General features: G+C 40.7%; 14 protein-coding genes. 9 read left to right on the top strand and 5 right to left on the bottom strand.

Annotated features, from left to right (window positions below):
• Positions 1-186: 186 nt before the first annotated feature.
• The 3 genes from UYI_RS0114840 to UYI_RS32650 all read left to right on the top strand — a co-directional run bounded on the left by UYI_RS0114840 (position 187) and on the right by UYI_RS32650 (position 922).
• Complete coding sequence (locus UYI_RS0114840) at positions 187-387, top strand: hypothetical protein (RefSeq protein ID WP_016867432.1); 201 nt, start codon at positions 187-189, stop codon at positions 385-387.
• A complete protein-coding gene (locus UYI_RS0114845) occupies positions 387-647 on the top strand; it encodes a ParE family toxin-like protein (protein ID WP_016867433.1) in 261 nt (86 codons plus the stop codon). The genes UYI_RS0114840 and UYI_RS0114845 overlap by 1 nt, the downstream gene beginning before the upstream one ends.
• A gap of 77 nt (positions 648-724) precedes the next feature.
• Positions 725-922, top strand: a complete 198-nt coding sequence (locus UYI_RS32650; RefSeq protein ID WP_016867434.1) for a hypothetical protein — start codon at positions 725-727, stop codon at positions 920-922.
• Positions 923-1,063: 141 nt separating this feature from the next.
• Here UYI_RS32650 and map read toward each other — a convergent pair whose 3' ends face one another.
• Positions 1,064-1,825, bottom strand: a complete 762-nt coding sequence (gene map / locus UYI_RS0114855) for a type I methionyl aminopeptidase (RefSeq protein WP_016867435.1) — start codon at positions 1,823-1,825, stop codon at positions 1,064-1,066.
• Between the two features lie 16 nt (positions 1,826-1,841).
• Positions 1,842-2,822: a Gfo/Idh/MocA family protein gene (locus tag UYI_RS0114860; protein ID WP_016867436.1), complete on the bottom strand. Its 981-nt coding sequence runs from the start codon at positions 2,820-2,822 to the stop codon at positions 1,842-1,844.
• 547 nt (positions 2,823-3,369) lie between these two features.
• On the opposite strand from UYI_RS0114860, the gene UYI_RS0114865 reads away from it, so the two are divergent.
• Positions 3,370-3,672, top strand: coding sequence for a ferredoxin (locus UYI_RS0114865; RefSeq protein ID WP_016867437.1), 303 nt, complete (start codon positions 3,370-3,372; stop codon positions 3,670-3,672).
• A gap of 366 nt (positions 3,673-4,038) precedes the next feature.
• Here the strand turns inward: UYI_RS0114865 and UYI_RS0114875 are convergent, their stop codons facing one another.
• A complete protein-coding gene (locus tag UYI_RS0114875) occupies positions 4,039-5,670 on the bottom strand; it encodes a SpoIID/LytB domain-containing protein (protein WP_016867439.1) in 1,632 nt (543 codons plus the stop codon).
• 183 nt (positions 5,671-5,853) lie between these two features.
• Between UYI_RS0114875 and UYI_RS0114880 the strand changes: the two genes are divergently transcribed.
• The 4 genes from UYI_RS0114880 (at position 5,854) to UYI_RS0114895 (ending at position 8,207) form a co-directional block, all read left to right on the top strand.
• Entirely contained in the window at positions 5,854-6,117 is a 264-nt protein-coding gene (locus tag UYI_RS0114880) for a ParB N-terminal domain-containing protein (protein WP_016867440.1), read from the top strand.
• Between the two features lie 69 nt (positions 6,118-6,186).
• Positions 6,187-6,666: a Dps family protein gene (locus tag UYI_RS0114885; RefSeq protein ID WP_016867441.1), complete on the top strand. Its 480-nt coding sequence runs from the start codon at positions 6,187-6,189 to the stop codon at positions 6,664-6,666.
• Positions 6,667-6,948: 282 nt separating this feature from the next.
• Positions 6,949-7,605 carry a nucleotide exchange factor GrpE gene (gene grpE / locus UYI_RS0114890; protein WP_016867442.1) on the top strand — a complete coding sequence of 219 codons (657 nt, stop codon included), beginning with the start codon at positions 6,949-6,951 and terminating at the stop codon, positions 7,603-7,605.
• Between the two features lie 254 nt (positions 7,606-7,859).
• Positions 7,860-8,207, top strand: coding sequence for an STAS domain-containing protein (locus tag UYI_RS0114895; RefSeq protein WP_016867443.1), 348 nt, complete (start codon positions 7,860-7,862; stop codon positions 8,205-8,207).
• Positions 8,208-8,279: 72 nt separating this feature from the next.
• Here the strand turns inward: UYI_RS0114895 and UYI_RS0114900 are convergent, their stop codons facing one another.
• Entirely contained in the window at positions 8,280-9,416 is a 1,137-nt protein-coding gene (locus UYI_RS0114900; protein ID WP_016867444.1) for a PP2C family protein-serine/threonine phosphatase, read from the bottom strand.
• Positions 9,417-9,689: 273 nt separating this feature from the next.
• Positions 9,690-10,478 carry a DUF1350 family protein gene (locus tag UYI_RS0114905; protein ID WP_016867445.1) on the bottom strand — a complete coding sequence of 263 codons (789 nt, stop codon included), beginning with the start codon at positions 10,476-10,478 and terminating at the stop codon, positions 9,690-9,692.
• 148 nt (positions 10,479-10,626) lie between these two features.
• On the opposite strand from UYI_RS0114905, the gene UYI_RS36810 reads away from it, so the two are divergent.
• Positions 10,627-10,773, top strand: coding sequence for a hypothetical protein (locus UYI_RS36810; RefSeq protein ID WP_157226339.1), 147 nt, complete (start codon positions 10,627-10,629; stop codon positions 10,771-10,773).
• Position 10,774 lies beyond the last annotated feature (1 nt).

Below are 10,774 nucleotides of genomic sequence, written 5' to 3' on the forward strand. Positions count from 1 at the left end.
CAAAAACGTATATTTTGAGTTGGTTAAGCAATGCAGCAAAATTTTCTGGTTCAGGAGTAGCTACATCGCTTGCAGTCTAACACTTTGTTGCAATAGACAGAGTAACATTTTAGCCCCGAGAATGTTGGGTGTCGTTCCTCAACCCAACCTTGTATATTGAGGGAAGTAGTAGAGGTAAAGAGTAATATGTCAACCATCGAAGAAATTGAAGCAGCTATTTTAACACTTCCGCCAGAAGACTTCGAGCATCTAAGGCGGTGGTTCTTTGATTTGGATTATCAGCGTTGGGATGAGCAGCTAGAGCAAGATATTGCAGATGGCAAGTTAGAAGCCTTAGCTCAAGAAGCGATCGCTGAATTCAAAGCGGGGCAGTGTCGAGAGATGTAATGCATTATACGACACGACGATTTTGGAAGTGTTACAACACTTTACCTGAAAACGCGCAGAAAACTGCTGATCAATCCTATGAGTTGCTTAAAGCCGATCCGTCTCATCCATCGTTGCATTTCAAAAAGATTGGTAACAAGTATTGGTCAGTTCGCGCAGGGCTAGATTATCGGGCTTTAGGTGTCGAAGTAGAAGGTGGCATTTCCTGGTTTTGGATTGGAACTCATGCAGAGTACGACAAGTTAATCGGTAAGTTGTAGCACAGCATAAATATGCTATTAGACCTCTCCAGAAATAGGATATCGACCCCCAAAAGGGAAAGAGACTTGGCGAATTAATGTTAATAGATGCGCTCAAAAAGTTATTAGATACAACTACACAAGTTGCGTCTGTTGCTGTAATTGCAGAAGCTTTGGATGAGGAAGCTTTAAGCTTTTATGTTAAATATGGCTTTCAGCATTTTCAGCAGGAGCCTATGAAGCTTTACTTACCCATGAAGTCTGTTGAAGAGCTTTGCCTGTATCTTGGAACATAGCTTAATCGAGCATGTTTGCCAAGAAATAAATTTCTTGGCTTAAAGCTGAAGTAAGCTAAAGCTCACTCAAGGTAATTTTTTAGTCCGTTAAAACGGACTTTAGTTATTAGCCTGGAACTTTAGTTCCAGGTGTACTCAGGGCTAGGGAATGGTTAGGATTTCTACGCCATCTTCTGTGACAGCAATTGTATGCTCAAACTGTGCCGAAAGTTTGCGATCGCGTGTTAAAGCAGTCCAGCCATCACTTAAAACCTCGACTTCCCAAGTACCTTCATTGATCATCGGTTCAATAGTAAATACCATACCAGGTCTCAATACTCTGCCTTTGCCCCGTGTGCCGTAGTGGGGAATATCTGGTGCAGTATGAAAAACATTGCTAATTCCGTGTCCAACAAAGTCTCGCACTACAGAAAAACCCTGTGACTCAGCATATTCCTGAATCGCAGCACCAATATCTCCAATGCGTGCGCCTGGTTTCACCTCAGCAATACCTCTGTCACGACATTCCTGTGTCACCTCAACTAACTTTTTAGCAGTGGGTGAGGGTGTACCAACAAAAAATGTCTTGGATGTGTCACCGTGATAACCATCCACAATCAGTGTCACATCAATATTGATAATGTCACCATCCTTAAGAATCTGCTTGGCATTAGGAATACCATGACACACCACCTCATTCACACTAGTACATATGGACTTAGGGTAGCCTTTGTAACCCAAGGGCGCACTTTTAGCCCCATGTGCTTGTGTCCACCTTTCTGCTTCATCGTTGATTTCCAGGGTGCTAACTCCTGGTTTCACCATCGGTTCTAAATGATGTAACAGTTCGGCTGCCAAGCGACCAGCCTTACGCATTTTCTCTAGTTCTCTTTGGGATAGAATGACAATAGTTTGATTTTTCATATAATTTTAATTATCATTATTCATCAACAACTACGGTTAGCCCCGTTTCGGCAGAACGCCTCGCAGCATCCGCAACCTTAAGAGTATACAAGCTTTCTTCTGCGGTAACATACAACGGAGTGCCATCAAAAAGATGGTCTAACACCATATTTGTATCTTTAGCAAATAATCCTCGACGACTACCAACCTCTATGGGTGTGGTTCCGTCTGCCTTGACTAAAACTCCAGTATTACCATCGAAAATTAGTCCTCCTTTTTCACCATGAACCTCAAACCTGCGTTCTGGTTGCCACATAGTTTCGCCTTTGGCATAGATCACTTGTGCTAGCAGTCCACTGCTAAAGCTCAACTGAGCCACACAGAAACAACTTTGATAATATTCTGTTTCCCTGGCCCAAAAACGATTGTGACAATTGACTGTGAGAACTTGACCAAATAAATCAGTCAACCGATGTATTCTGGAAAGCGCACCCATTAAGGGGAAACCGAAAAGTTCATGGCTGTAAGTCCATTTTCTGGGTGCGGGATGCTCTGGTTTAATTGTGTTGTAGCGCACATAAAACACTTGCCCTACTTGTTGTAAATTTTGCTTCAGGGCTTGATGCACACCACCCAAAAGTTCGATGTGTTCTACATGTAAGAGTTTATTTTGGGTTTTGGCTAGGGCAATAAGTTCCTTTGCTTCTGCGACATTCAAAGCTAAGGGATACTCAACAATTACGTGTTTTCCACTAGAGAGTGCTGATGCTGCGATCGCACCATGTTCTCGATTCACATTACAAATGATCACCAAGTCTAAATCATCTCTAGCCACTAGTTCTGCCCAAGAATTCATGAGTGTACACTGAAATTCTTCAGCAAAGGCTGCGGTTTTTGTGGGTGTATTTCCAGCAACAGCAACAAGGTGCGATCGTTGATCACACATTAATGCCTCTGCACGTAGCTTTGCCGCATATCCAGTACCAACCAAACCAATACGCACTTTTGTTTTATCCATTCTTACTATTTTTGGGGCAAAGCAAATTCATCAAGGCAGAAGGGGTTCCCCACAAATTCGCTCTCCGAATCGCGAATTTGTGGGGGCCCCGCAGAAGGCAGAAGGCAGAAGGCAGAAGGCAGAAGGCAGAAGGATTAAAATTAATACTTTATCTTTCACACTTCTATACTTCATCCTTTACCCTTCACACTTCATCCTTCATCCTTATTTTCTTAGCCAGCTTGGCTTATAGTCTAATCAGATATTAGTATCATGAGATTCTATCGGCAAATTAAACAATGTATTTATACATTCAAACTTTTTTCCCAAATTATAAATTTATCTAATAGTTTAACTATTCGGTGTTTTATTTTATAAGTAAAACTTATTATTATCAAGTAACTAAATTTCATTACTAATCGGCTTGAAATTCCGGTTACATCCTTTTCTTTTTCTCGTAGTATCAGAAGTGAAGCAAAATATAACAAACGACTAATCCTATAGGAGTAGCCGGACTGTTTGCTTCAAGATAACTTATACTGCCGCTTGCAAAAGAGAGGATTACTGCATGGCAACTTACAAAGTTACACTCATTAACGAAGCTGAAGGGCTAAATACAACTATTGACTGTGACGACGATACCTATATCTTAGACGCTGCTGAAGAAGCTGGTCTTGACTTGCCCTATTCTTGCCGTGCTGGTGCTTGTTCCACCTGCGCTGGTAAACTTGTATCTGGCCCTGCTCCAGACCAATCTGACCAGTCATTCTTGGATGACGATCAAATGGAAGCTGGGTATATTCTGACTTGTGTAGCTTATCCAACTGGAGACTGCACCATCGAAACCCACAAAGAAGAAGAACTCTACTAAAAATTAGGCGCCTCACACCCATATCTCTTGCAAGAGTGATCGATGTCCTAAAAATAGGGAAACAAAAAAGCAGCACAAACAGAAAACTTGTTTTCTTCTGTTGTGTCTGCCCTGAAAACCTAATTTGGCAAAAATTCAAGTTGTATTTTAGCAAGACGGCAGGTAATGCATTCGCGTGCGTTCCTGCCTTATTGACTTTTAGTGCAGCTAAAAAATCCATAGACAAAAAGCTTGCTGTACAAGCTTTTCACCTAGATTACAACTGCCTTCTTCTACTAGTTTAAACTACCTCTACTAGAATAGTGTTTTGCTGACAGCAGTTTTTATGGGAGGGCAAACAGCTAGCTGTTGCCCATATAACGCGGTTCATTTGAAAATCGCTGTAGTATGTAAAGAGTTTGAGTTTGTTAATTTAATGGTGTTGTTAAGGACTTGAATTTGAGTACCAGGATAGTAAAACTCAAGTATTTTTGCATTCGACCAGCCTAGTTTAGCTAAGTTTTGTGCGCCTGTTTGACTCAAACCAACTCCGTGACCGAGTCCACCGCCAACAAAAGCATATCCCCACAGCTCTGGTTGACCTTTATTAAGGGGTTGCAAGTAAAATAGTGTACTGACAGGGGCAGCAAAAGCACTACGGACTTCATCTTTATATAAGTAAAATGTACCAATATCAGTATCAACTGCGAGTTTGAGAATACGTCCGCTTCTACTGCGTTCCAATACTTTCATCCCCTTGATGGTTTTAAATTTGGCATAAGGACTGTTTTTGACTTTCAGAAATTTCTGTAAACCTTTAGTAATATCTTCTAGTTTGGTTTCTCTACGCCACCGGAAAAGATCCCATTCGCTTTCATTAAAGCCCTTTTTCAGGCTGATAAACCGCTGGAAATTATTTTCATCTGCAAGATTTTGTCCAGGTAAGTTCCAAATATTACTGGGAGAATCGATTATGGGTTGCAGATAAGGACGATCATCTCCATTCCAAACGTCGCTAAAAGCAGCCGTAACACCGCCAGTGGTGGAAGAATAAAGAGCGTCTACCAACTCATCATTGTAAGTTAGTACCATACCCTGTGTAGTAGCGATCGCCCGATCTGTAACGGCAGTGGCTCCCTTCAATCCATAATAAACTTGACAGTGAGTGTCAGCACACAATTGATACCCATCTGCTTCAAATCTATGTATATTTCGCAAAGCATAAGTACGAGCAATAATTGCTTGTGCTTCCAGTGAGGCTTTTGGAGCTTGCGTACCTATTTCATAGGGTAGTACTCCACGTAAGTATGTTTCTAAAGGTACTTCGTTTACTAAAGTATAAGTACCATAAGCGTTTGACTGTAACTGTAGACGTCCAGCATAAATTCTGGCATTTTGTGGTTTTTTGCCTTCGTTTACCTTAATTAAATTTTTATCGCTGTTAATTTCTACGTAGTTACGACTGTAACGCTTGCCATCTATTAGCCAACTCACCTGTGGCACTTGTTGCAAAACTCTTGTAGAAATAAATACTTTTTTCTTACCAGCAGCCTGCAAGCTTTCTAATAGTAAGCGACGTAGCAGAGGAGTGCTGTAAACATCCCGTTTTGCCCACACTTGCCAACGTTCTGGCTGAGTTATTTCTACTTCTATACCCTTGGCACGCCAATTTCTCGCGCTATCTTCGGCGGTTTCATAAGTGCGGTAGGTTCCCAGCACCACCCGTTCCTCAACTACTGGTTGTGCTAACCGCTGCATTGCCACTTCCAACTTCACTGGTTTGTTTGTAACCAGAGTTTGCTGCTGATTATTACCTTTTTGAAATTTTAGCCGCAAGCGATCGCCCTCTGTAGGTTCGAGTAGCAATTGCTCTTTCGGATCATCTCCAAATCGCTGTACAATCCCGATCCTCAGTTCTATGTCATTTGCCAATCCCTCAGGACGCGATGCAGCCGTCAAGCCCAATAAACAAAATGTTGTCAGTACAGTATACGAACAACGCCAAAGCGATATTTTCATATAAGTAGATCCGCAGCCAGTGTCATCTTAAATTTAGACGACGAATTTCTTTTGTAGTTTAGTAGCTTTATAAGGTTATTTAGCTATTAATATTCGCTACATTTTAAACTCTTTTAACAATTTCACTTGCAATATAAACTCATAACGACTATGATTTATATAGGTGACTGGGAGATAGTAATAATGGTAAGAGTCCAAGAAATACCTTTAAATCAGATTAGGCGACCCTTGCCGCGCCAGAACGATCCCAACAAAGTGCAAGTCTTAATGGAATCAATTCGTGAAATTGGGCAGCAAGAACCGATAGACGTTATAGAAGTAGATGGACAGTACTATGGCTTTTCTGGCTGCCATCGTTATGAAGCTTGTCAACGTCTAGGCAAAGAAACAATTTTAGCCCGAGTCCGCAAAGCACCTAAGAGTGTGCTAATGAAGCATTTAGCGTAATAGTCATTAGTCATTGGCATTAACAAATGACAAATGACAAACAACCATTAACTATATTTGGAGAAAACTATGCAATCTCTACCAGTAAACATTGGTATTGACGAAACCAACAGAGCAAAAATAGCTGAAGGGTTGTCTCGTTTACTAGCTGATACGTACACTCTGTATCTGAAAACCCATAATTTTCATTGGAACGTCACTGGGCCCATGTTCCAAACATTACACTTAATGTTTGAACAGCAGTATACAGAATTAGCTATGGCAGTTGATTTAATTGCCGAACGAATCAGGGCGCTTGGTTATCCAGCGCCAGGAACCTACAGCAAATTTGCTCAACTCAGTTCAATACCAGAAACTTCCGGAGTACCCAAAGCTACCGATATGATTCGCTTACTAGTAGAAGGACAAGAAGCTGTTGTACGGACTGCACGGTCTATTTTTCCTCTAGTAGAAGAAGTAAACGACGAACCCACAGCCGACTTGTTAACTCAGCGGATGCAAGTGCATGAAAAAACTGCTTGGATGTTGAGAAGTTTACTGGAAGAATAGTTAATAGTTAGTGGTTAGTGGTTAGTGGGTAGGGGTGTATTCTACGAGGAGCCTATGAGCGTGTCTACGCCCGTACAGTGGTTAGTTATTAGTTGATAGTCGTTAACTATATCGCCGTAAGTCCAAGATGCGGCAATCTTCTGTGAAGTTGGAAGCCCACACTGTACCGTCAGGTCAGTGTGGGTAGTTCACCAGATAACTACCAACTACTAACTACCAACTACTAACTACCAACTACTAACTACCAACTACTAACTACTAACTACCAACTAGTATGTGAAAATGCCCCAAACTGATTTCACCCAAAAGTTACAAGATTTAATGCAACGAGTGGGCATTTTGAGTTATAAGACACTCAGTCGTACTGCTGGTGTTTCCGAACGACAAATTTTGCGGTTGCGGCAGCTTGGAGTCGAGCAGATGCGCTTAGATGTGCTGCTCAAACTGTCGCAAGTACTCCAGATATCATTACAGGAATTAGTAGCAACTTTTTCTGGGCAAGAATTATTACCAAATAAAGCCGCCACACCACCTCAAGAATTATTGCAACAAATCACAGATTTAAAAACAGAGTATGATCGCTTGCAATTACAACTACAACAGCAGCGTTTGACTTTGCAGCAAGAGTTCCAGCAGTCAAGTTTACAACTGCTGGAATCTTTGTTATTGCAATTTCCCACAGCAGCTCACAAAGCGCGAGAAAATCCCCAGTTAAGTGCTGTCAACATTGTGCCGTTGGTACACAAACCCCTAGAAAGACTTTTGCAGCAGTGGGGAATAGAAGCGATCGCATCTGTAGGAGCAGAAATACCCTACGATCCCCTGTTGCATCAACTGATGGATGGGATTGCACAACCAGGAGATATTGTTAGGGTACGCTACATAGGTTATCGCCAAGGGGACAAGTTGCTTTATCGAGCCAAGGTAAGTCCCTTATGAGAAGTTATTAAGTATTAGTTATTTGTTTATTACAACGAAGAAAAAATATACACACTGTTAAGATGCCAAAAATTTCGGGAATACTAATAAAGGTGAATGAATTATATGTTATGTATACGATGCAGCAACTTAACCTATAGTTAATTAGAAAGGAATTCTAGTCTAATATTTTGAATATGGCAACAAATGGTATTAGCAATTATACTTGGAGATGTCATGCTAAATTTAGGAAATTATTTCAATAGTGGGAAATGATGAATAATTCAGTCAAAGTTATTCAAATAGACGGAATTCTGGATTCTACTAAATCACAAGAGTTTCGCGATAAAATTACCGCAGAGTTAGAAAGCGGTGTCAAGACTGTATTAGTTGATTTTAAAGAAGTAACATCTATGGATAGTTCTGGTCTTGGTGCTTTAGTGTTAGCATTTAAAGCTTTACGAGCAGCAAATACCAGACTTGTTATATGTTCTATTAATGAACAGGTCAGAATCGTATTTCAACTAACAGGTATTGATAAGGTTATTGAAATTTTTACAAATCAAGATGAATTTCATCAATCTATTAATAATCAAGAAAATTTAAATCAATTTTCTAATTAGTGTTTATGAGAATAAAATTACATCTTAAATCTATATATTTTTAATTTAATTGCTAATGAAAAGAAGATTAGTTTAATCAAAATTCATTTGTAGTATAGATAAATCATCATCGAAAACTTCTTGGGCATTCACAGCCATCAATTGGTTGACTATTTGGTTAAGTTGGCAATTATGAGGATTCTGTAACCCAACCAACATTTTGATAAAAGCATCCAAACCCCAAAGTGTGCCATCGGATTTGGTGATTTCGTAAACACCGTCACTAAAAATATAAAGAGTGCTATTTTCTTCAATAGTACAAAAACCGTCAATATATTTTACTTGTGGAAACATTCCGACTGGCATACCAGGGGTTCTCAAAAGTTTAACTTCAGCAGAATTCGTTGATTGAGGAGATAATAAAATTGCAGGTGGATGGCCAGCACTAGAATAAATCAATTGACGCTGCACACGGTTATAAACACCGTACCAAATTGTAAAGTATTTATCATTTTGATAATTCATCTGAAAAGTATCATTTAATGCCTTTAATACCTCACTAGGTTGGTAGTAATTAAGACCTTTAAGAGCGCGCGATCGCAGTAAATTAAGTACAGAAATTGAAGGTAGAGTTGCTCTCAGCCCATGTCCAGCAGTATCTAATAAGTAAATTGCCAGATAATCAGGGTCAAGCCAGTAATAATCCAAACAATCGCCACCTAGTTGCCGTGAGGGAATAAAGCAAAAATCAATACTAAACGGTTTGGTCATAGGAGGGGGTAACAGCGAACGTACATATTCGGCTGCTTCTGCCAATTCTGCCTCTAAAATCAGCTTTTGATTTTGCAAATCTCGACTTAACTGATGCAGACGCAATCCTGCTCTTACCCGTGCTTGCAATTCATTATGCTCAATCGGTTTGGTGATAAAATCATCAGCGCCAGCATCCAAACCTTTAACGCGATCGGCAACTGAATCGAGAGATGTTAAAAGAATGAAAAATGTAGTGGATAATTTTGGATCTGCTTTGATGCGTTGGCAAACTTCTAGTCCACTCATTCCTGGCATAATCCAATCACAAATAATCAGGGCTGGATGGCCAGTACATGCTTGTTTAATTCCTTCCTCACCGTTGCTAACAGTAACTACTTCATAACCCTGTCTTTCCAGCATTCTTTTCAGCAATATCCGTACTGCTGGATCATCGTCAATTACTAGAATTTGAAACATAGGCTCAAATAGAAGGCAGAAGGCAGGGGATGGAAACTCATCGGCCCTACGACCGACAGGGAGAAGCCAGTGCTAAGTAGGGGGTTCCAAGAGTTGTAGCACAAGCGCGTTGGGGATTAGGGGCGAGGGGACATTTAACACGACGAGAACTATCTTATTTCTTCTCACGCCCCACCCTACGAGAAGCAGAGTCAAACGCATCTACACACCCGTCATACTCCCCTCTCCAGCATGTATGGGGTGGTTTGTAATTAGCAAACTTCAAATAGCTAATTATAGCGGTGATGACAGGGGGTTAAGCCAAAAAAGTATGGTGCGTTTCAGCTGCTGTAGGTCACGATATACTTCTTGTTTGAACCATTGTCCGATCGCATCCAAGGGATTAAAATCTTTACCTGTTTGCCATTTCACATCTTGTCCCAAAGGCGTGAGGTGATTTCCTGGGAGTATTTGTGTTGTCACCATTTCTGGAAAGCGCTTTTGCAACAGTTCAGCCAGAGGTGCTGATTGGTCAATCGTATCATTGTTAAATTTAATTAATAAGTTACGACGGACACTATAGCGTTCCTGGATGAGTTGTTTGGTTTCTAAGGGTGAAGGGGTAAACTCAACAGCAAAGCTGGAATTATACTGAAATGTAGAGTTGAACTGTTCTATCAAAGGAATTGCATCTCGTGCAGCATAATTGTTAAAAGAAATGAGGATATTACCTGCACGTTCTACCGGGAAAAGACTACCAATCAGTAAATGCAACTTGCATCCCATGCTGTGTCCGATTCCATAAATAGGAAGGTATTTTTTGCCTAACATCCCTCTGTCTTCTAAGCGTAGTAAAGTACGTTCAAAATTGAGGAGGGTCTGTTGGGCGATCGCTGTATGATCTAGAGTATTTATAAAAGGTGTAGCTACGATCACAAAACCTTTTTCTGCTATATTTTCCAACAACAAACGGTATGTGATATGGGGTGCGGTGGCAACAAACGCACCACCGAGGAAATGAATTATACCTGTAGGCTTTCCAGGAATCAATACCCAGTTACCAGAGATTTCTTTCCATTCCATACTGATAGGCGATCCCTAGCTAATTCTAAATATAAGTTAGTTAATACTTTTTTATCTTAGATCGTTGAGAAGATCCCATACGCGCTTTACAAGTATCACAAGCAGTGGGATTAGAAGATCATGCTAATGAATGTCCTGCTGTTCTTTCTTGGGGACAACGCCAACGGGTGGCGTTAGCACAAGTGCGAACCAAGACCTGCACATTCTGCATGATTACGGTAAACTCTGGACTCAACTGCAAACAGACATTGCTTTATGCGATCGCACTCTTACCCAGATGCAACTAAGTAAGTAGG

It is taken from the genome of Fischerella muscicola PCC 7414, assembly GCF_000317205.1.
Lineage (GTDB): Bacteria > Cyanobacteriota > Cyanobacteriia > Cyanobacteriales > Nostocaceae > Fischerella > Fischerella muscicola.